At 64.0% G+C, this 21,124-nt stretch carries 20 protein-coding genes; 17 read left to right on the top strand and 3 right to left on the bottom strand.

Annotation, left to right across the window (positions count from 1 at the left end):
• Positions 1 to 55 precede the first annotated feature (55 nt).
• A complete protein-coding gene (gene kstR, locus ACHIRB_RS22170) occupies positions 56 to 700 on the bottom strand; it encodes a cholesterol catabolism transcriptional regulator KstR (protein ID WP_395115260.1) in 645 nt (214 codons plus the stop codon).
• A gap of 153 nt (positions 701 to 853) precedes the next feature.
• Here kstR and ACHIRB_RS22165 point away from each other — a divergent pair, with 153 nt between their 5' ends.
• The 13 genes from ACHIRB_RS22165 to ACHIRB_RS22105 all read left to right on the top strand — a co-directional run bounded on the left by ACHIRB_RS22165 (position 854) and on the right by ACHIRB_RS22105 (position 13,990).
• Positions 854 to 3,016, top strand: coding sequence for an acyl-CoA dehydrogenase family protein (locus ACHIRB_RS22165; RefSeq protein ID WP_395115065.1), 2,163 nt, complete (start codon positions 854 to 856; stop codon positions 3,014 to 3,016).
• 100 nt (positions 3,017 to 3,116) lie between these two features.
• Positions 3,117 to 4,163 (top strand): acyl-CoA dehydrogenase family protein, encoded by a 1,047-nt coding sequence (locus ACHIRB_RS22160; RefSeq protein ID WP_395115063.1) that lies wholly within the window; start codon positions 3,117 to 3,119, stop codon positions 4,161 to 4,163.
• Positions 4,148 to 5,302, top strand: a complete 1,155-nt coding sequence (locus tag ACHIRB_RS22155) for an acyl-CoA dehydrogenase family protein (RefSeq protein WP_395123513.1) — start codon at positions 4,148 to 4,150, stop codon at positions 5,300 to 5,302. The genes ACHIRB_RS22160 and ACHIRB_RS22155 overlap by 16 nt, the downstream gene beginning before the upstream one ends.
• Before the next feature lie 9 nt (positions 5,303 to 5,311).
• Positions 5,312 to 6,253 (top strand): bifunctional MaoC family dehydratase N-terminal/OB-fold nucleic acid binding domain-containing protein, encoded by a 942-nt coding sequence (locus ACHIRB_RS22150; protein WP_395115060.1) that lies wholly within the window; start codon positions 5,312 to 5,314, stop codon positions 6,251 to 6,253.
• A complete protein-coding gene (locus tag ACHIRB_RS22145; protein WP_395115259.1) occupies positions 6,250 to 6,663 on the top strand; it encodes a MaoC family dehydratase in 414 nt (137 codons plus the stop codon). The genes ACHIRB_RS22150 and ACHIRB_RS22145 overlap by 4 nt, the downstream gene beginning before the upstream one ends.
• Complete coding sequence (locus tag ACHIRB_RS22140; protein WP_395115059.1) at positions 6,660 to 7,829, top strand: lipid-transfer protein; 1,170 nt, start codon at positions 6,660 to 6,662, stop codon at positions 7,827 to 7,829. Before ACHIRB_RS22145 ends, ACHIRB_RS22140 begins: the two co-directional genes overlap by 4 nt.
• Positions 7,830 to 7,931: 102 nt before the next feature.
• Positions 7,932 to 9,281, top strand: coding sequence for a GntP family permease (locus ACHIRB_RS22135; protein WP_395115058.1), 1,350 nt, complete (start codon positions 7,932 to 7,934; stop codon positions 9,279 to 9,281).
• A complete protein-coding gene (locus ACHIRB_RS22130) occupies positions 9,278 to 9,796 on the top strand; it encodes a gluconokinase (RefSeq protein WP_395123514.1) in 519 nt (172 codons plus the stop codon). The genes ACHIRB_RS22135 and ACHIRB_RS22130 overlap by 4 nt, the downstream gene beginning before the upstream one ends.
• Before the next feature lie 41 nt (positions 9,797 to 9,837).
• Positions 9,838 to 10,764: a DUF4129 domain-containing protein gene (locus ACHIRB_RS22125; protein WP_395115057.1), complete on the top strand. Its 927-nt coding sequence runs from the start codon at positions 9,838 to 9,840 to the stop codon at positions 10,762 to 10,764.
• On the top strand, positions 10,761 to 11,246 hold the full coding sequence (locus tag ACHIRB_RS22120; protein WP_395115056.1) for a hypothetical protein: 486 nt from the start codon (positions 10,761 to 10,763) through the stop codon (positions 11,244 to 11,246). Before ACHIRB_RS22125 ends, ACHIRB_RS22120 begins: the two co-directional genes overlap by 4 nt.
• A gap of 13 nt (positions 11,247 to 11,259) precedes the next feature.
• Positions 11,260 to 12,219 carry an AAA family ATPase gene (locus tag ACHIRB_RS22115; RefSeq protein ID WP_395115055.1) on the top strand — a complete coding sequence of 320 codons (960 nt, stop codon included), beginning with the start codon at positions 11,260 to 11,262 and terminating at the stop codon, positions 12,217 to 12,219.
• Positions 12,216 to 13,478: a DUF58 domain-containing protein gene (locus ACHIRB_RS22110; RefSeq protein WP_395123515.1), complete on the top strand. Its 1,263-nt coding sequence runs from the start codon at positions 12,216 to 12,218 to the stop codon at positions 13,476 to 13,478. The genes ACHIRB_RS22115 and ACHIRB_RS22110 overlap by 4 nt, the downstream gene beginning before the upstream one ends.
• Positions 13,475 to 13,990, top strand: a complete 516-nt coding sequence (locus ACHIRB_RS22105) for a hypothetical protein (RefSeq protein WP_395123516.1) — start codon at positions 13,475 to 13,477, stop codon at positions 13,988 to 13,990. Before ACHIRB_RS22110 ends, ACHIRB_RS22105 begins: the two co-directional genes overlap by 4 nt.
• Here ACHIRB_RS22105 and ACHIRB_RS22100 read toward each other — a convergent pair.
• Both ACHIRB_RS22100 and kstD read right to left on the bottom strand, forming a co-directional pair.
• The gene (locus tag ACHIRB_RS22100) at positions 13,952 to 14,812 is read right to left on the bottom strand and encodes a MaoC/PaaZ C-terminal domain-containing protein (RefSeq protein WP_395115053.1); all 861 of its coding nucleotides are present in this window, start codon (positions 14,810 to 14,812) and stop codon (positions 13,952 to 13,954) included. The two genes, ACHIRB_RS22105 and ACHIRB_RS22100, sit on opposite strands and share 39 nt — an antisense overlap.
• A 9-nt stretch (positions 14,813 to 14,821) precedes the next feature.
• On the bottom strand, positions 14,822 to 16,525 hold the full coding sequence (gene kstD, locus ACHIRB_RS22095) for a 3-oxosteroid 1-dehydrogenase (RefSeq protein WP_395123517.1): 1,704 nt from the start codon (positions 16,523 to 16,525) through the stop codon (positions 14,822 to 14,824).
• Positions 16,526 to 16,621: 96 nt separating this feature from the next.
• On the opposite strand from kstD, the gene ACHIRB_RS22090 reads away from it, so the two are divergent.
• The 4 genes from ACHIRB_RS22090 to dmpG are packed head-to-tail and all read left to right on the top strand — an operon-like array spanning position 16,622 to position 21,025.
• Entirely contained in the window at positions 16,622 to 18,241 is a 1,620-nt protein-coding gene (locus ACHIRB_RS22090; protein WP_395123518.1) for an FAD-binding protein, read from the top strand.
• 17 nt (positions 18,242 to 18,258) lie between these two features.
• A complete protein-coding gene (locus ACHIRB_RS22085; protein WP_395115049.1) occupies positions 18,259 to 19,044 on the top strand; it encodes a 2-keto-4-pentenoate hydratase in 786 nt (261 codons plus the stop codon).
• Positions 19,045 to 19,052: 8 nt separating this feature from the next.
• The gene (locus ACHIRB_RS22080) at positions 19,053 to 19,955 is read left to right on the top strand and encodes an acetaldehyde dehydrogenase (acetylating) (protein WP_395115048.1); all 903 of its coding nucleotides are present in this window, start codon (positions 19,053 to 19,055) and stop codon (positions 19,953 to 19,955) included.
• An 11-nt stretch (positions 19,956 to 19,966) separates the two neighbouring features.
• Positions 19,967 to 21,025: a 4-hydroxy-2-oxovalerate aldolase gene (dmpG, locus tag ACHIRB_RS22075; RefSeq protein ID WP_395123519.1), complete on the top strand. Its 1,059-nt coding sequence runs from the start codon at positions 19,967 to 19,969 to the stop codon at positions 21,023 to 21,025.
• The last annotated feature ends 99 nt before the right edge of the window (positions 21,026 to 21,124 follow it).

The raw sequence follows: 21,124 nt of genomic DNA, 5'->3' as shown, positions 1-21,124 counted from the left end.
GACCGCGCCTGGTACTGCATTGCCGTCGGGAATCTGTCTCAGATCACAGTCGCTGCTACAAACCCTGTTGAATCTCGTCGTCGGCACTACCGAGCAGCAGGCTGACGGTCAGCTCGAGTCGAGCGGTCACGTCCGTCGCCGACGATCGCCTCGTCAGCCACGCAACCAAGTTGGACAGCCACACGTCGCTGATCACACGCGCGATCGCGAGTTGTCTTTCGGTGGGTTCGCCGTCGCTCATCGCCCGGGCAAACAGGCGGTCCATGGCTTTGCCGACCCGGTCGACCTCGGCGGCGGCCGATGCGTCGGCGAACATAAACGCGCGGGTCATGGCCTCGGTGAGCAGCGGATCGCGCTGCATCGCCTTTGTGATCTGCACGAGCATCAGATGCATACGCTCTTGCGGCGAGTCGCCGGGTGGGATGCGACGACGGTTGTCGATGCGCTCGAACTCGCGCGCGAGGGCAGAGACGAGCAGGTGCACCTTCGATGGAAAGTAGCGGTACAGCGTGCCGACGGCGACATCGGCACGCTCGGCGACAGCACGCATCTGGACGGCGTCGTAGCCGCCTTTGGATGCCAATGCCAGGGTCGCGTCGAGGATCCGCTTACGACGTTCACGCTGTGCGTTCGAGCTCAGGTCTTCGTCGCTGAGTGTCGGCACAGCGCCGTTACTCGCGGTCCGTGACGTAGAAGGCATTGAAGACGATGCCATCGACAAACCCCCGCTCTCGTTATAAGGCCCGGTGCAGCGAGCTGACCTGGTGCTTCGGTACCCACTTGACACTTGACTGGAGTACACATTAGAACACGTTCTACGAGCCGATGTCATTTGTGAGAGGCGGCAAAAACTGTGAGTATCGCCACGACCGACGAGCAGAACGCTGTGCAGGAGTCCATTCGGGCATGGGCGCGGGGTGCTGCGCCGATTGCAGCGCTGCGCTCGGTCGAAGCGGATCCGGCGCGCGCGGACTACTGGCGTGGGCTGTGGCCCGGGGTGGCGGACGTCGGCCTGTTGTCCGTGGCGATGCGCGAAGAACTCGGCGGCGCAGGTGGAACCGTCGTCGACTTGGCGGCGATGTTAGAGGCCGCCGCCACGGCGTTGGTCGGTGGTCCGGTGCTCTCGACCGCGCTTGTCGGACTGGTCCTGGACCGATCGGGCGAACCGGTCGCCAAACGTTGGGGTCCCGAGATCGCCGATGGCACGAGGCCGTGCGCGGTCGTCGTCGACGGCACACCCGCAATGGCGACGTCGGCACCCGACGGTGGTCTCGTCCTGAACGGTTCGGTCGGCCTGTCGATCGGAGCTGTCGGTGGTGCCGATGTGCTGCTCTCCTACGTTCTCGACGGCGAGGTCGCCTGGTGCCTCGTCGACGGTTCCGTGAGTGGATTGCGCTGCGAGCCAGTCGATTCACTCGATCGCACGGTCGGGGTCGCGCGCGTCGAATGCACCGACGTGCACGTCGCTCCTGATCGAGTGCTCACCGGCATCGGTCCAGGCCTCGTTCTCGACCTGGCGGTCACACTCGCTGCGGCAGAGGCTGCAGGAGTCGCGGGTTGGTGTCTGGATACCGCTGTCGATTACGCCAAGATTCGGGAGCAGTTCGGCGCCAAGATCGGGTCCTTCCAGGCCGTGAAGCATCTGTGCGCCGAGATGCTGTGTAACGCCGAACGGGCACGTGCTGTCGCGTGGGATGCAGCCAATGCTGCCCAGGACGAGAAAGATGTGCCGCTCGCCGCCGCCGTCGCAGGAGCGGTTGCCCTCGATGCGGCGGTCGCGGCCGCGAAAGACTGCATTCAGGTGCTCGGCGGCATCGGCTTCACCTGGGAACACGACGCCCACCTCTACCTGCGTCGAGTAACTGCCTTGCGGCAACTGCTCGGGGGGTCCTCGCGCTGGCGGGCGCGGGTGACCGACCTCAGCAGGGCTGGTGTCCGGCGCGGATCGACGATCGACCTCAGCGGTCTCGTCGACGCTCGGGCAGCGATCCGGGCCGACGTCGCCGCAGTCGCGGCGCTACCTGTCGAGGATCGTCGAGTTGCGTTGGCGGAGAGCGGACTTCTTGCTCCACATTGGCCGTCGCCGTACGGGCGCGACGCCGATCCCGCGACGCAGTTGCTCATCGCCGAAGAACTGGAGGCCGCTGGAGTCGAATCGCCCGACCTCGTCATCGGTTGGTGGGCAATACCAACAGTTCTCGGCTACGGATCCACCGAGCAGATCAAGCGGCATGTGCTGCCGACGCTGCGCGGTGAGGTGGTGTGGTGCCAGCTGTTCAGCGAGCCAGGTGCTGGATCGGATCTCGCTGCATTACGAACAGCCGCAACCAAAGTCGACGGTGGCTGGACGCTGGCTGGGCAGAAGGTGTGGACCTCGCAAGCGCAGATTGCCGATTGGGGAATCTGTCTCGCGCGTACCGATCGCGATGCGCCGAAACATCGTGGGATCACTTATTTTCTGGTCGACATGCGGTCGCCGGGTATTCGCATTTCGCCGTTGCGCGAGATCACCGGCGAGGAACGTTTCAACGAGGTGTTCTTCGACGACGTTTTCGTCCCGGACGATTGTGTCGTCGGCGCTGTCGACGGTGGGTGGCGTCTTGCCAACGCGACGTTGGCGAACGAGCGTGTTGCGATCGGCAAGGGGTCCGCACTCGACGAGTCGCTGACCTCGCTGCTCGACAAGACTCCGGCATCGGACGCAGTGCTGTCCGATCGACTCGGCGCCCTGATCGCCGACGCCATGGTCGGCAATCAACTGGAGGCGCGGATGACCCTGCGGCAACTGGAAGGCCAGGATCCCGGACCGCTGTCGAGTGTCAGAAAGCTGCTCGGAGTCAGGTATCGCCAGGATGTCGCAGAGTTCGCGTTGGATGCAGCCGGTCTCGACGGAGCGATGGAAGGGCCTGCGTCACATGGGTTTCTGCTCACGCGCTGTCTCTCGATCGCCGGTGGGACGACGCAGATTCTGCTCACCGTCGCCGCCGAACGGATCCTGGGGTTGCCGAGGAAGTGAACGCAGTCGACTTCCGTCGATCGCAGTTCGGTGATACAACTGGAACGTGTTCTAGAACTAGGCACCGAGAGCTCAGCGCAGAGGACTTCGAGGGACGAGCGTGGACTTCACAAGAGACGAGACTCAAGTCGCGGTGGCGCAGGCCGCGAACGAGTGGCTCGACCATGCCTCCGACCTGGCGGAAGAGGAGTTGTGGAAGAGCATCGCCGCGTCGGGACTGCTCTCGCTCGCGTTGCCCGAACGGGTCGGCGGTGACGGACTCGGCGTAGCTGCGGTGGCGACACTGCTGACCGAACTGGGTCGCAGAGCAGTGCAGAGTCCGGCGCTCGCAACACTTGGCTACGGCGTGCTTCCGCTGATTGCACTCGGTGGCGGTGACCGCCACGACGGCATTCTCGCGGCCGTTGCCGGCGGTGCCGTTCTCACTGCGGCTCTCGGCGAGCCGGGTTCGCCGTTCACGACGGCGCCTGTCACGACGGCCGTGCTCGACGGTGATTCGGTGCTGGTGTCCGGTTCGAAGGTCGCGGTTCCCTACGCGGACCGTGCGCTGCGGATTCTCACGCCGACCGACGCAGGCATTGTGCTGATATCGCCTGATGCCGAAGGGGTTTCGCTCGTCCGGACTCCGTCGTCGACCGATGCCCCCGAATTCGCCGTGCGGCTGGATCGCGTCAGGGTCGACCGGACGGCAGTCCTTACCGGCGATGTTCGAGTGCTTTCGCGGCTTGCCCTCGCGAGCATCGGCGCCTTCTCCGACGGGTTGCTGACCGGCGCAACCGAACTCACCTCGACGCACATCGGCACGAGGCACCAGTTCGGTAAGCCGCTCGCAACGTTCCAGGCGGTCGCGCAGGAAATCGCGGACATCTACGTCACCTCGCGCACGCTGCATGTCGCCGCGGCATCGGCGGTGTGGCGGCTCGAACATGGCCTGGACGCGGACGACGATCTCGACGTGGTCGGCTACTGGCTCGCGACGGAAGTGCCTGCGGCAATGCAAGTCGCGCACCATTTGCACGGTGGTCTCGGTGTCGATGCCAGCTATCCGATGCATCGGTACTCGGCTGCGATCAAGGATCTCGCACGGATCATCGGGGGATCCTCCTACCGGCTCGAACTGTTGGGGGCACGGTGTACATCGATCTGACCGAGGCGCAGAAGGCACTGCAAGACGAACTGCGCGAGTACTTTTCGACCTTGATCGGCACCGACGAGGCCGAGATCATGATGACCGAACGCCACGGACCGACTTATCGCGAAGTCATCAAGCGAATGGGGTCTGACGGCTGGCTCGGCGTCGGCTGGCCGAAAGAATTCGGTGGCCGCGGTTTCGGTGAAGTCGAGCAGCAGATCTTCGCGAACGAGGCGATACGGGCAGACGTACCTTTGCCCGCTGTGACGCTGCAAACCGTAGGACCGACGCTGCAGACCTATGGAACCGACGAGCAGAAGCGTAGGTTTCTGCCTGCGATCCTTGCTGGTGAAGTGCACTTCGCGATCGGGTACTCCGAGCCCGAGGCAGGCACGGACCTGGCTGCGTTGCGGACCACTGCGGTGCCCGATGCCGACGGCGACTGGATTGTCAACGGCCAGAAGATCTTTACGACCGGTGGTCACGACGCGGACTTCGTGTGGCTTGCGGTCCGGACCGGGCCACCGGATTCCCGGCACCGCGGCATCTCGATCCTCATCGTCGACACAACCGATCCTGGCTACACGTGGACTCCGATCATCACGTGCGACGGCGCCCATCACACCAACGCGACGTATTACTCCGACGTGCGTGTGCCTGCCGACATGCTTGTCGGAGAAGAGAATCAGGGCTGGCGGTTGATCACAACCCAGCTGAACCACGAGCGCGTGATGCTCGGGCCTGCCGGGCGGATCGGCGGTCTGTACGACAAGGTGCATGCGTGGGCAGCGCAGCGCGAACTGCTCGGGCACGGCGACGTTCGGCGTGCGCTCGGCGAGATCCACGCGACCTATCGCCTGAACGAGTTGCTCAACTGGCAGGTGGCGTCCAGTGCCGACGACGCGGTCTCCATCGCAGACGCGTCGGTCACCAAAGTCTTTGCCACCGAACGGATACAGCGCATCGGTCGCCTGGCTGAGGAGATCGTTGCCCGCTACGGTGACCCGTCGGATCCGGAGACGGCGCACCTGATGAACTGGCTCGACAAGCAGGTCAAACGAAACTTGGTCATCACTTTCGGCGGTGGTGTCAACGAAGTGATGCGCGAACTGATTGCGACCGCCGGCCTGAAACTACCCCGCGTACCCCGATAAGGATCTTCCGTGACGGAGACAATAGAAGCTGGCGCGGAACGTATTTCGGCTGCCGGTGCAAGCAAGCCACGTCCTGCGCGCGATCCGGTGAACCAGCCGATGATCAACAACTGGGTCGAAGCGCTCGGTGACAGGAACCCGATCTACGTCGACGACGCCGCGGCGCGGGCTGCTGGCCACGACGGCGTCGTCGCACCACCTGCCATGGCCCAGGTGTGGACGATGGGCGGGCTGCATTACACCCGAGCCGACGACGACCCGCTCGGCGCGATCATGGAGATCCTCGACGAGGCCGGCTTCACCTCGATCGTCGCCACCAATTGCGAGCAGACCTACCACCGCTACCTTGGCCTCGGCGAAGAGGTGACGATCTCGACGGTGCTGGAAGGTGTTGTCGGACCGAAGAAGACAGGCCTCGGCGAGGGTTGGTTCGTCACCACCCGCAATGTGTGGGCGGTCGGCGACGAGGTCGTAGCGGAAATGCTGTTCAGAGTTCTGAAGTTCGCGCCGAGACAGGCTGCGTCGGCGCCCGAAGGGATCGATCCGGCGAAGGCGATCCGGCCGATGGTTTCTCAGGACACCGAGTTCTTCTGGGCCGGTGCCGCGCTTGGTGAGCTCAGAATTCAGAAGCTGCCCGATGGTTCGCTGCGCCATCCACCGATACCCGCTGTGTGGCTGGACAAGTCGGAGCAGTCCGACTACGTGGTCGCGTCGGGTCGCGGTGAAGTATTCAGTTTCGTAGTCCACCATGCACCGAAAGTGCCTGGTAGAACTCTGCCTTTCGTGGTTGCGCTGATCGAGTTGGAGGAAGGCGTGCGGATGCTCGGCGAACTGCGTGGGGTCGACCCGGCCTCCGTCGAAATAGGGATGGGTGTCGATGTGGAGTTCGTGAAGATCGACGACGAACTGACGTTGCCCGCATGGCGTCCGCGGGCTGGAGCGACGGCATGATCGCGCCGGTGGCAGGGGATAGGCTCCCCGAGTTCACCGTCACGGCCGACCCGACGTTCGTCGTCAGTACGGCATTGGCTACCAGGGACTTTCAGGATGTCCACCACGATCGCGACAAGGCGATCGCACGGGGTTCCAAGGACATCTTCGTCAACATCCTGACCGACACCGGCCTCGTGCAGCGGTTCGTCACGGACTGGGCAGGCCCGACAGCGGTCGTTCGATCGATCGCATTGCGCCTCGGGGTGCCGTGGTACGCCTACGACACCCTTGTTCTGACCGGTGAGGTCACGGAAGTGACCGGCAACGACATCGGTATCGACGTCGTCGGCAAAGATGCTCTTGGAGATCACATCACAGCGAAGGTGACGATCACGCTTCCGTCCTCTGCATCGGAGGGGCACTCGTGAGCGGCCTCTCGGGCAAAGCGGCCATCGTCGGCATCGGCGCAACCGACTACTCGAAAGATTCAGGGCGCAGCGAACTTCGGCTCGCAACGGAAGCGGTGAACGCCGCACTGGCCGACGCCGGGCTCACTCCTGCCGACGTCGACGGGCTTACGACGTTCTCGATGGACTCCAATCGCGCAACCGCCGTCGCACGGTCGGTCGGCATCCCGAGCCTGAAGTTCTTCAGCCTCATCGACTTCGGTGGCGGGGCCGCGTGTGCGACCGTCCAGCAGGCGGCGATGGCTGTTGCGACCGGTGTCGCCGATGTGGTTGTCGCATACCGCGCTTTCAACGAGCGCTCTGCGGTCAGATTCGGCCAGGTATCGACGGCCTTGGCGGGTACACCATCGTCGGCGGGCGTCGACGCGAGTTGGTCGTATCCGCACGGACTTGGCACGCCAGCCAGCCAGGTCGCTATGGTCGCCAGGAGGTATATGCACGCATCCGGCGCTACCAGTGCCGATTTCGGCCGTGTCGCCGTGGCCGACCGCAAACACGCGGCAGTCAATCCAGCCGCGTTCTTCTACGGCAAACCGATCACACTCGAAGATCATCAAGCGTCACGGTGGATCGCCGAACCGCTGCATCTGCTCGATTGCTGTCAGGAATCCGACGGTGGCATCGCCATCGTCGTCACCTCCGCAGAGCGGGCGAAGGACCTACCCTGCAAACCCGCCGTGATCGCGGCTGCGGCGCAGGGTTCGGGTTCGGATCAATTCATCATGACCAGCTACTACCGCGACGCGATGACCGGTTTGCCGGAAATGGGACTCGTCGGCGATCAGCTCTGGGCGCAGTCAGGCTTGCGCCCACAGGACATGCAGATGGCTGTTCTGTACGACCACTTCACGCCGTTCGTGTTGATGCAGCTCGAGGAGCTCGGCTTCTGTGGTCGCGGCGAAGCGAAAGACTTCATCGCTGATGGCGCAATAGAACTCGGCGGCAGGTTGCCGATCAACACGCACGGTGGCCAACTCGGCGAGGCGTACATCCACGGCATGAACGGCATCGCCGAAGGCGTGCGGCAGGTGCGGGGGACGTCGGTGAATCAGGTGCCCGATGTCGAGAACGTGCTCGTCACCGCGGGCACCGGTGTACCTACCTCAGGTCTCGTACTTACGGTGTGAACATCGGGAAGACTCGAGCCCCCCACAGGGCGTGCAGGTCTTCACGATTTCGGCGTAAGGAGAATGCCCCGGTCGCTGTGTTCACGGCGTAGGGTCCCCTGAATGGGCAACGCACAGCTCATCATTGCTGCCATCGTCGGCGTAGCCGTCATCGTGGTCGCGATCACGTGGCTGAAACTCCATCCATTCGTATCTCTGACGGTCGGCGCCATCGGTGTCGGCATCGGCGCTGGGCTCGGTGCAACGGATTCGGTGAAAGGCTTCACCAACGGATTCGGCTCCACCATGGGCAGCGTCGGAATTCTGATCGGCTTCGGTGCCATGTTCGGCAAACTGCTTGCCGATTCCGGCGGCGCCGACCGTATCGTCGACACCCTCGTCGGCCGATCCAGTGCCAAGTACCTGCCGTGGACCATGGGTCTCGTCGGCGCGGTCATCGGGTTGCCGATGTTCTTCGAAATCGGGCTCGTTCTGTTGATGCCCGTCATCATTCTTGTCGCGAGACGATCAGGGCTTTCGCTGATCACGATCGCGATCCCGACCCTTGCCGGCCTGTCCGCGATGCACGGCCTGGTGCCGCCGCACCCCGGACCGCTTGTCGCAGTGGCAGCTTTGGATGCCAACCTCGGGCTCACCCTGGGATTCGGTGTGCTCGTTGCGATTCCGACGATCGTGATCGCCGGCCCGTTGTTCGGCAAGCTCGCCGCGCGCTGGGTGGACGTGCCGGTGCCTGCGCTGTTTCTGACCTCGGAGGACGAAGAAGAAGCCGAAGCCGAGAAGCAGCGGCCATCGTTCTCGATTGCACTGACCGCGATCCTGCTTCCCGTCGTCCTGATGCTCGGTAAGGCACTTGCCGATGTGGTTGCGGAGGAGTCGACGTCCCCGGCCAAGGCAGTGCTCGACTTCCTCGGCACACCCGTCATCGCGCTCGGACTCGCGTTGCTTGCAGGCATCGTCCTGCTCGGGCGCGGTGGCGGCATGGACCGCAACGACATCTCGAAGACGCTCGAAAACTCGTTGCCGCCGATCGCGGGAATTCTGCTGATTGTCGGTGCGGGCGGCGGCTTCAAGCAGGTGCTGATCGACACCGGCATCGCGGATGCGATCGCCGATGCGATCAAGGGCAGCTCGCTGCCGGTGTTGTTGCTGGCCTGGTTCGTTGCCGTACTGATCCGCGTCGCAACAGGTTCGGCAACAGTTGCGACGGTGACAGCGTCCGGAATTCTCGCGCCCGTTGCGCTCGATCTGTCCAGCACCCACGTGTCGCTTATGGTGCTTGCGATCGGGTCCGGATCGCTGTTCCTTTCCCACGTCAACGACGCCGGGTTCTGGCTGGTGAAGGAGTATCTCGGGGTCACCGTCGTCCAGAACCTCAAGACCTGGACCGCTATGGAGTGCGTCATCTCGGTGTCCGGGCTTGTCGGAGTCCTCGCGTTGAGTGTCGTCGTATGACGGTCCTCGTGGTGATGGGGGTGTCCGGGACCGGAAAGTCGACTGTTGCAACTGCTCTCGCGGAGCATTTCGGCTGGCAACTGCAAGAGGGCGACGACCTTCATCCGAAGGCGAACATCGCCAAGATGGCGGGCGGTCAACCGCTCGACGACAACGACCGCTGGCCGTGGCTCCAGCTGATCGCGGACTGGATCGGCGCCCACATCGATTCGGGAACGTCCGGCATCGTCACGTGTTCTGCACTCAAACGAACGTATCGAGACGTACTTCGGCGCGACGGGGTCGTCTTCGTTTATCTGGAAGGCTCGGAGGAACTGCTCCGCGGACGGATGGAGAGCCGGACCGGGCATTTCATGCCTGCATCGTTGCTGACGTCGCAGCTGCAGACCCTCGAACCACCACAGTCGGACGAGGCAGCGATCACTGTCGACATCGATCGGACCGAGGCCGAGTTGATCGCTGCGATCATCGAACAGCTGGTACCCCTGATCGAGGTGCCAGACGTACCATCGTGACAAACGACCCGGTCGTCGTCGTCCGGGATTGAGGATCACGGATGGGCGGTATCGGTCGACCAGCTGGACGCACCGCCGCACTGTTGGCGCTCGTAGTCATTGCGGCAGTGTCGTTGCGCGGCTATCTGCCCGCGGCCGACGCGCCCCTGAAACAAGAAGCCGCAGGCGGGACGGCCTCCTTTCTCGCCGTTCACTTCCTGCTCGGAGCGTCGGTGCTGATCTTGCTGATGGCTGTCGTCGCGTCGTGGAACCAACGTAAGACGCGGGTGCAGCTGCCGATCGACACCAGTTCGGTCGCACTGGATCGGCGCACCGTCGCCGCGGTCCTTGTCATCGGGGTGCTCTTCGTCGCCGTCTTCGGTCTGCTCGGCGGGGCGTCGCTCGGCGCTGAACCCGAAGATACGAGCGATGCGACGTCCGAGCAGGATGCTGCTGATGCGGGTGACGGCGGACCGACGGCCGACGTTGTCGAGCCCCTTGTCTCCGACGAGCCGACGCTCTGGCCGACGATCCTCGTCACCGGCTTGCTGTTGCTGGTCATCGCAACAGCCGGCGTTGTGATCGCAGCTCGAAAACCCGTGCCCGATCTCGGTGCCGAACCGACCGGCGACGACACCGAGGATGGCGAAGACTCGGTTTCCGAATCACTCGCTCGCGCTGCTGAATTGGGTTTGGCGGCAATGTCGGATCCGGATCGCGACCCGCGTACCGCGATCATCGCCTGCTACACGGCGATGGAGCGAGCACTGTCCGCAGCTCCCGAGGCCGCGCCGCTGGCGTCGGACACTCCGACCGAGGTGCTGGCCCGCGCTGTCGGGCACGGTGTGCTGCATTCGGGTGCGGCAGCAGAGTTGGTCGGCCTGTTCACCGAGGCCAGATTCAGTCAGCATCGGATGACGGAAGCAGACCGCGAGTCAGCGATCGGGCTGCTGCGCTTGGTGTCCGACGACCTGCGGAGCCCACTGTGACAAAGATTCTCGGCGGTGGCATCGCGGTGGTGGTGGCGGTCGAGCTGTTGGTGCTCGCTGCGGACCGCCGCTCGATGCTGCTGCTTGTCACGGGTATTGCGGTAGCGCTCGTGCTGCTGGGCTTCGTGCTCTGGCTGGCGAGCACCGAAGACGATGCCGGACAGGTGGAATCGGACTCGCTTGCGGTCGAGGCCTTGCGGCGGTGGCGATCTCGGACCGAGATCAAGTTGAGCTGGTCGGAGGGATCGAGAGGCGACTGGGACCGGCATCTGCGGCCACTGCTTGCTCGGGAATTCTCCTCCTCGACCGGGCATAGGCAGACGAAAGATCGTGCAGCACTTGTTGCGTCGGGGCGCATGCTGTTCGGCCCGACGCTGTGGCAATGGGTCGACCCACTCAATGTGTCGTTCGCCGACCGCGACGACCCTGGGCCTGGGCGCACCGCTTTGGACGAGATCCTCGAGCGATTGGAGAAGTTGTGAAGGTGAGGTCACCATGACTGCGCCATCGGACATCACGACTGCGCGCGCCGAGGCGGTGCTCGTCGAACTCGAACGTGTCGTGGTCGGCAAACGCGACGCCATGACCATGATCATGATGGCGGTACTTGCGGGCGGGCACGTACTGATCGAAGACCTGCCCGGCCTGGGAAAGACGTTGATAGCGAGGTCTTTTGCGGCGACTCTCGGGCTCGATTTCAACCGCGTCCAGTTCACACCCGATCTGCTGCCCGCGGATCTGCTCGGCTCGACGATCTACGAAATGCACTCGGGCAGATTCGAATTCAGGCCCGGTCCGATCTTCACGAATCTGCTGATGGCTGACGAGATAAACCGAACACCGCCGAAAACCCAAGCGGCGCTGTTGGAGGCGATGGGTGAGGGGCAGGTGAGTATCGACGGTGAAACGCGAAAGTTGCCGTCACCGTTCATCGTTCTCGCGACCGACAACCCGATCGAGTACGAGGGCACCTACCCGCTACCGGAAGCGCAGCTGGATCGCTTCGCCATGCGGCTGCGGCTCGGCTACCTCGGCGAGGAAGACGAGCACACGATGCTGCGACGCCGACTCGACCGCGGGTCCGTCGTAGCCACGGTGCAGCAGGTGATCGACGCGACCGACCTACTCGCCATGCGCGAATCGGTCGAGCAGGTGTCCGTCCACCGAGACGTGCTGCGCTACGTCGTCGCGCTTGCGGGTGCGACGCGCAGTCATCCGCAGGTCGAGGTCGGCGCGAGTCCGCGCGCCGAGTTGGACCTGGTCCAGCTTTCGCGGGCACGGGCGTTGCTGTTGGGCCGCGACTACGTCATACCCGAAGACGTCAAGGCACTTGCTGTCCCCGCGATCGCCCATCGAATCAGTCTTCGGCCGGAGATGTGGGTCCGCAGAATTCACGGTGAGGACATCGTCGAGGAACTACTCAAACGATTGCCGGTCCCTCGGACGTCGGGATGACCACCTCGATCCCGGCGGCGCATGATCGCGCGAGCGTCGAGGTTGCAATGCGTTGGAGTCCATCGGCATTGACGCTGTCGGTGGTCACGTGCGCCGCTGCCGCACTCGCTGTTGCGGTGATCGGTTCGAGTTGGCAGCTGCTTGCCTTCGCCGCGCCGCTGATCGGTGTGCTTGCCTCGGTGCTGTGGCAGCAGCGCGAGGCGACCGTACGGGTCACGGCCAGTCCCGGCCTTGTCAGGTGCTTCGAAACCGAAGACGCCGAGATCGAGGTTCGGTTCGACACGACGGATTCGTCGAATTCGGTTGTCCGCGTTGCACCGACCGCGGTACGTGGTCTCGACGTCGAAGCCGACGGCGATACCCTGCGGGTCTCGGCGCAGCGCTGGGGCCGGTATCTGCCGATGGTTCGCGTCGAAGCCACAGCCGCGGCGGGGCTGTTGGTCGGCACCGCGGACGCGCAGGTCGGGGAGGTCCACGTCTACCCGCTCGCGGCCACACAGCGGACCCCGATCCCTCGCATCGATCTGCCAGACCGTCTCGGGACACATCTGACACGCCATCACGGCCCAGGTGTGGAATATGCCGACATTCGGCCCTACGTCCCGGGAGATCAACTGCGAGTGATCAATTGGCCGGTGAGCGCGCGGCGCGGCCGGTTGCACGTGACCGAACGGCTCACCGATCGGGCGGCCGACGTCGTCGTCGTGATCGATACCTACGACCAGGCGCCGGGACCGGCCACAGAGGCGACCGAGCGTTCGGTGCGCGGTGCAACGCAGGTGGTGCAGAGCGCGCTGCAACGAGGTGATCGCACAGGAATCATCGGGCTCGGCCGGGCGCCGCGCTGGCTTGCACCGGACATGGGTCGACGTCAGTTCTATCGGATCCTGGACACGGTGCTCGCTGTCGGCGACGAGTTTGCAAGCACTACAGGTACTTTGGCGCATCGGGCCGCGCTGCCGCCGGGTGCGCTCGTCGTGGCGTTCTCGACGTTGCTCGACACCGAATTTGCGTTGTCTCTGATCGACCTCCGGAAGCGGGGGCATCCGGTGGTCGCGGTGGACGTATTGCGTGGCCCGCCTTTCGAAGACGAACTCACTCCCGGATTGGCCCGGATGTGGCGGCTCGAGCGCGCTGCGATGTATCGCGACATGGGGACGGTCGGCGTGGATATCGTCGCGTGGCGAGAAGGAATCACCCTCGACCTTGTTCTGCAATTGGTCCCCGATCATGCGGGCAAACAAAGGGTTCGACGATGACCTCTTGGGCGACCTCGCAAAAGATCCCGCCGAATGTCGCCTACCGGCTGTTCGCCGCCGCAGCGGGCTTGGTCATGGTCGCAGCGACGCTGCCGAGCGCGCCAACGATTGCGATGGCGGTCGCTGCCCCAGCGGCCATGCTCGTTGTTCTGAGTGCGTGGATTCGATCCGCGGCCGCACTCGCGGTACTTGCCTGCGTCGCGGTTCTTGCATTGGGAGAGCCGTCTGCAGTGCTTGCCTCGGCAGCTGGCCTGGCCGCGACGCTGTATCTGCTCATGATTCACGCTGAGGCGACGACCACCGAGCAGTCGCTGCCGACGACCTGGCAGACCCTGTTCGGCGCAGTCGGTTTCGCGTGCGTCGGCCTTGCGGTCGTTGCTGTTCCACTTGAGGTGGCGTGGCTGCCGGTGCTCGCCCCGGTTGTCGTCCTATTGCTCTTCGCGTTGGCGATTGCGCCCTTCGCGGTGGCGAGTTCAAGCCAGAGTAAGGACCACGTCGGACAACGCAGGTGAGTTGTCGCGATCGACGACGGATGCGTCGACGATCAGGTGTCCGTCCGCTTGCCAGATGCGGATCCGCAGCGTTTCGCCGGGAAACACAACTCCGGCGAAACGCGCGCGAAAACCCTTGACTCGCGCAGCGTCTCCGCCGAGCGCCGCGTCGACAACACTCTTACAGACGATTCCGTACGTGCAGAGGCCGTGCAGAATCGGTCGCGGGAATCCTGCGGCAGCAGCGAAGGCGGGATCGGAATGCAGCGGATTTCGGTCGCCGCACATCCGGTACAGCAGCGCCTGCTGGGGCAGCGTCGTACTTCTCACGTCGAGATCGGGTGCGCGGTCAGGCAACGCTCGCGACTCGGAAGGTCCACGCTCACCGCCGAATCCGCCCTCGCCGCGGGCGAAGATGGACGAGCGGGACTGCCACAGCTCGTTGCCGTCCACGTCGACCGTTGTCGATTCCTGAACGATCACCGCAGCCTTGCCCTTGTCCCACACCTCGGCAATGCGAGTCGTCGTCATCGCTTTTCCGGATGCAGGCAGCGGCCGGGTGACGGTTACCTCCTGGCTGCCGTGCACGATCTTTGCGAGATCTATTTCGACGCCGGGAAACGACACCCGAGGTGCTTCTGTCGCGTGGAAGGTGGCTGCGACCGTCGCGAACGTGGGAAGCACCTGAGGCGCAACATCTTCCAGGTAACGCAGTTCGGTTTCCCCAAGCGGGTCGGCGCCCGCGCCGAGTGCGAGATGGTAGAGCTGCACGTCGGACGGGTCCCAGCCGAACGACGCCGCGGGTAGTTCGGCACCGATTGCGGTACTCGGATCGATGGGCACTTGTCGTCCTCAGTTCGTGATGCGGTCGGCGGACTGGGTCTTCGACTTCGCCCGCTCGGCAATGTCGAGTACGGCGAGATAGCCGAATGTCATTGCTGGACCGATGGTTGCGCCGGGGCCCGCGTAGGTGTGACCCATCACCGGTGCACTGGTGTTGCCGACCGCGTACAGACCGTCGATGACGCTGCCGTCCTCGCGCAGCACTCGTGCAGCGGTGTCGGTGCGCAACCCGCCCTTGGTGCCAAGATCGCCGGGCACCATCTTGATCGCGTAGTACGGTGCCTTTTCCAATGCGCCGAGGCTGGGGTTCGGCTTGTTGCGTGGGTCGCCGTAGTAGTGGTCGTAGCCGCTGACTCCGCGACCGAAGTCGTCGTCGTGACCTTTGTGCGCAAAGCCGTTGAACCGCTCGACCGTTGCGGTCAGAGCGTCTGCAGGCAGACCGACCTTGGCGGCAAGCTCGGCGATGGTCGGCGCCGAGGTGACGATTCCGGCCTCTACCCAACGTTTCGGAAAACGTTGCTCCGGTTGCAGTCCCGCGAACATGTAGCGGTCGCGATAGCGCTGATCGAGGATCATCCACGTCGGGACGTTTTCGCCTGGCCCCTCGCCGATGCCGTTTTCGCCTCCGTACATCCGGTGCACTGCTTCGACGTAGGGCGCGGCTTCGTTGAGGAACCTTTGGCCGCGGTCGTTGACCATGATCGCGCCGGGCAGGTTGCGTTCGGCAAGGCAGAACCATGGTCCGCCGGTGAGCGGGATCGACGGACCCCACCACGCGTCTTCCATCAGATCTGTTGCAGCACCGAGTTTCTGGCCGGCCTGGATGCCGTCGCCGGTGTTCGCCTTCGCACCGACAGTCCACTCGATGCCAATGGGCTCGCGCTGATACTTCTTGCGCATCTCCTCGTTCTGTTCGAACCCGCCGGAAGCGAGGATGACGCCGTAGCGAGCTGTGATGAGCTGCGGTTGGCCGTTGATCAGCACTTCGACACCGGTGACGATGCCGTTCTCGGTGCGGAGATCGGTCATCGGGGTGTCGAGCATGATCGGAACGTTCGCGTCCAGCAACCCTTTTCGCATTGCGGCGACGAAGGCCTGGCCACGACCGAGCAGATGCTTGCCGGTGAGCCGTGCGAGCGTGAGCCGTGCGCCGACCCGCATGATGCGCAGCTTGCCCCTGTAGTGCCGCTTGCGGAGGTTGAGCCACTTGTAATCGGCCTGTGTGACAACGACGTTCAGCGGAGCTTTGCCGTAATCGGGCTCCAGGTTGGCAAGTTCGGCACCGAGCTTCTTGGCGTTGAAAGGCTTGGGCTCCATCGTGCGGCCACCGAGGCGGCCACCGGGTGCCTCGGGGTAGTAGTCGGAGTAGCCGGGAACCCAACTGAAACGCAGCGGGGTGTGCCGCAGCACGAACGAAATCACCTCGGGACCGCGATCGATGTAGGTGTCGATCTTCTCGGCAGGCACGTCTGTGCCGACGATGTGGTGGAGGTAGGTCCGCGCAGCTTCGAGGTCGTCGTCGACGCCGTCGGCGGCAAGTGCCTCGTTGGTCGGGATCCACACACCACCACCGGAGCGGGCCGTCGAGCCGCCGTAGTGGGTTGCCTTTTCGATGACGACGACACTCAGTCCGCGGTGCGCCGCGGTGAGGGCGGAGGTCATACCGCCGGCGCCACTGCCGACAACGACGATGTCGTATTCGAGCTTGCTCATGTAGAACACGTTATAGAATGATAGGCCTGCGGGTCCAATCTTTCTGCCAGGAAGTATCGCGGAATTTTGCGAGCCAAACCGAAACACGTTGCAGTTTTGCGAGAGGTGCAATCGATGACCTGGGATCTTTCGGCCGATGTGGTCGTTATCGGCTACGGCGCGGCCGGTACGTCGGCGGCGCTGGAGGCCGTGGCCGGGGGAGCGAAGGTCGTTGCGATCGACCGTTTCAACGGCGGCGGTGCGACCGAACTCTCCGGTGGCGTCGTGTACGCGGGCGGCGGAACGTCGATACAGCGGGCAGCCGGAGTGGAGGACACACCGGAGGCGATGTTGGCCTACCTGACCCACGAGGTCGGCGACGCAGTGTCCCCGGAGACGCTGCGTCGATTCGTAGACGGCAGCCCGGCGATGATCGATTGGCTCAGTTCACACGGCGTCCCGTTCGAAGGGTCGCTGTGCCCGTACAAGACGTCTTATCCGAGCAACAAGCACTACCTCTACTACTCGGGAAGCGAAGCGGCAGGCGCCTTCCGTGGCATCGCAAAGCCCGCGCCGCGGGGACACCGCGCGAAGGCGAAGGGGACCTCGGGCAAGAAGATCTCGGGTCCGCTCGCCGCCGCGGCAAAACGAGCCGGTGTCGATTTTCGGCCGCACACCCGCGCGACCAAATTGGTCACCGACGTCGATGGTCGAGTGATCGGCGTGGAAGCCACGACGATGCGCGATGCACCGGCAAAAGTACAGAACCTGTTCGCCAGATTGGCGCGGCTCTCGGCGAAACCCGGGATTTACTACCCACCGCTGCGCAGAGCTTTGGAAGCCCGGATCCTGCGGCTCGAGCGCGCGCACGCCAAACCGATTCGGATCGAAGCTCGGTCCGGCGTGATCGTGAGTGCAGGCGGATTCATCGCCAACCGCGAGCTCGTGAAAGAACACGCGCCGCAATATCGTGGCGGTCTGGTTCTCGGAACTACTGGTGACGACGGCAGCGGTATAGCGCTCGCGCAGAGCGTCGGCGCCGCCACAGATCGGCTCGGCAACGTCTCCGCATGGCGTTTCATCGTGCCGCCGTCAGCGTTCCTGCGGGCCTTGGTCGTCGACAAGGCCGGCTCGCGGGTGATCGACGAATCGCGTTACGGCGCCGCCGTCGGTCACGCGCTCATCGCCGAACACGAGGGTCGGGGCTGGTTGCTCGCCGACGCCGACTTAGTCCGCGAGGCGCGGTCCCAACTCGGCGACCAGTCGACCTGGTTTCAACGGCTGCAGGCCGAGGGTCTCTTCCGGCTCGAAGCCAAGAAGGGTGCCACTGTCGAAGAAGTGGCTCGACGTGCGGGCATCGACCCCGCGGGTCTGCTTGCAACCGTGACCGAACACAACCTCGCCATCGATGCAGGCGAACCCGATCCGGTCGGTAAGCCCGCCGAATTCACCAAAGCCGTACGGACGCCGCCCTTCTCGTTGTTCGATATTTCCATCAAACCGAGCGTGACGAATCCGTGCCCGATGTTGACGCTCGGTGGCGTCGTCGTCGACGAAGCAACGGGAGCAGTCAAGACAGCGGGTGGACAGGATATTCCGGGCTTGTATGCGGCGGGCCGGACTGCCGTCGGGATCTGCTCGAACTCCTACGTCAGCGGGTTGTCGATCGCGGACTGCATCTTCTCCGGCAGGCGCGCGGGTTTGCATGCCGCGCAGCGTGCGCGGGTAGCCAGGTAGGACAGGGAAGGGAACCGATGCTCACCACAGAGGAACGCGCCGACATCGCGGGCAGGCTCGCCACTGCCGAGCGCGACCGGACGCCGATCGGTCCGCTCACCGCAGCGTTCGCCGACATCGACGTCGTCGACGCCTACGAAATTCAGCTACTCAACATCCGGAACAGGCTCGCCGCCGGAGCCAGGGTCGTCGGGCACAAGGTCGGGCTGTCGTCGAAGGCGATGCAGCAGATGATGGGCGTCGACGAACCCGATTACGGGCACCTCCTCGCGGACATGGCGGTCAGCGAGGACGAACCCATACCTGCTGCGCGATACTGCTTTCCGCGCGTCGAGGTCGAGGTCGGGTTCGTACTCGGTGCCGATCTGCCCGGCGAGGACTGCACCGAAGCCGACGTCCTTGCGGCAACCGAGGCGGTCGCACCTTCAATCGAGTTGATCGACAGTCGCATCACGGACTGGAAGATCAAACTCGAGGACACCATCTCCGACAACGCGTCCTCCGCGGGTTTCGTCCTCGGCAAGGAGCGAGTGAAGCCCGGCGACATCGACCTGCGTGGGATCGACGCGACCCTGCATCGCAACGGTGAACTCATCGCGGAAGGTCGCAGCGACGCGGTCCTCGGCGATCCCGTGATTGCCGTCGCGTGGCTTGCCCGCAAGGTCGCGAGTTTCGGTGTGCGGCTGAAGGCAGGCGATATCGTCCTGCCCGGCTCGTGCACACGCGCGATCGACGTTCGGCCAGGTGACAGTTTCCACGCAGACTTCAGCGGGCTCGGGTCCGTCTCGCTGCAATTCGTATAGGGGATCAAATGACTAAAGCGACAGTGGCCATCGTCGGTTCCGGCAACATCAGCACCGACCTGTTGTACAAGTTGCAACGCTCCGACGTTCTCGAAGCCCGGTGGATGATCGGTATCGATCCCAATAGCGACGGACTTGCCCGCGCACGCGGTCTCGGCCTGGAAACCTCTGCGGGAGGCGTCGATTGGCTGCTTGCGCAGCCCGAGTTGCCAGACCTGATCTTCGAGGCCACGTCGGCATACGTGCACAGGGCGGCCGCACCGAGGTATGCCGAAGCAGGTATCCGTGCGATCGACCTGACGCCAGCTGCGGTCGGACCTGCCGTCGTGCCGTCGGTGAACCTCGGTGCGCATCTCGACGCGCCGAACGTCAACATGATCACGTGTGGGGGACAGGCGACCATCCCCATGGTTGCTGCGGTCTCGCGTGTCGTCGAGGTCTCCTATGCGGAGATCGTCGCGTCGGTGGCCTCGGTCTCCGCGGGTCCGGGGACGCGCGCGAACATCGACGAGTTCACCAAGACGACAAGCCGTGGCGTCGAAACGATCGGTGGCGCGAAGCGGGGCAAGGCGATCATCGTGCTCAACCCGGCCGATCCGCCGATGATCATGCGCGACACCATCTTCTGTGCCATCCCGGAGGACGCCGACACAGCCGCGATCACCGAATCGGTCCACCGAATGGTGGCAGCCGTGCAGGAATACGTACCCGGCTATCGGTTGCTCAACGAACCGCAGTTCGATCCGCCGTCGGTAGTGTCCGGCGGTCTTGCGAAAGTGTCCATCTTCGTCGAAGTGGAAGGCGCGGGGGACTATCTGCCGCCCTACGCGGGCAATCTCGACATCATGACCGCGGCCGCTGCCAAGGTCGGCGCCGAAGCCGCGAAGCAAATACTCGACGTGCGTGTGTGAGGAACAGACTTATGACGAACAAGACGAATACGCCTCGCCCCTTCTCCGACACGATCGACATCCGAGTCACCGACACCTCGTTGCGTGACGGGTCCCATCACAAGCGTCACCAATTCACCGCGGAGGACGTCGAGAACATCGTCGCTGCGCTCGACGGTGCCGGCGTTCCGGTCATCGAAGTGACCCACGGGGATGGCCTCGGTGGCTCGTCCTTCAACTACGGATTCTCGAAAACACCTGAACAGGAATTGATTTCGATCGCGGCAAAGACTGCCAAGAATGCCAAAGTCGCCTTCCTGATGCTGCCGGGTGTCGGTGTCAAAGAGGACATCGTGATCGCTCAGGACAACGGTGCATCGATCTGCAGAATCGCGACGCATTGCACCGAAGCCGACGTGTCGATCCAGCATTTCGGTCTCGCCCGCGAACGCGGCCTGGAGACCGTCGGCTTCTTGATGATGTCGCACACGGCACCGCCGGAGTTCCTGGCCAAGCAGGCGCGGATCATGGCGGACGCCGGTTGTCAGTGTGTGTACGTCGTCGATTCGGCGGGAGCCTTGGTTCTGGAGCAGGTGTCGGATCGAGTCGCCGCCATCGTCGACGAATTGCACGGTGATGCTCAGGTCGGGTTCCACGGTCACGAGAACCTCGACCTCGCTGTCGCCAACTCGGTGTATGCGATTCGCGCGGGTGCCTCGCAGATCGATGGCAGTACAAGACGATTCGGCGCCGGTGCGGGCAATACGCCGGTCGAGGCTTTCGTCGGAGTGTGCGACAAGTTGGGCGTGCAGACCGGCATCGACTTCTTCAAGATTGCCGACGCCGCCGAAGACGTCGTCCGTCCGGTCATGCCGCAGGAGTGCCTGCTGGATCGGCAGGCACTGATGATGGGCTACGCCGGCGTGTACTCGAGTTTCCTCAAACATGCTGAGCGGCAAGCGGAACGCTACGGAGTATCGTCCGCCGAGATGCTCGTGCGAGCAGGTGCCCGAAAACTGGTCGGCGGCCAAGAGGACCAATTGATCGACATAGCAATAGAACTGCAGAAGGAAGCGGCCGCGAAAGCGTGAGGGCCTACGGCCTCGTGAGTCCTTTCGGTGGTGCGGCCCTCCGAAAGGACTGGCTCGAAAATGGGTAGGTGAGTGGGCAGGCGACAGCACCCGGCGCAG

Source organism: Antrihabitans spumae, from assembly GCF_043944905.1.
Taxonomy (GTDB): domain Bacteria; phylum Actinomycetota; class Actinomycetes; order Mycobacteriales; family Mycobacteriaceae; genus Antrihabitans; species Antrihabitans spumae.
This window is presented reverse-complemented; position numbering and strand designations above follow the sequence as displayed.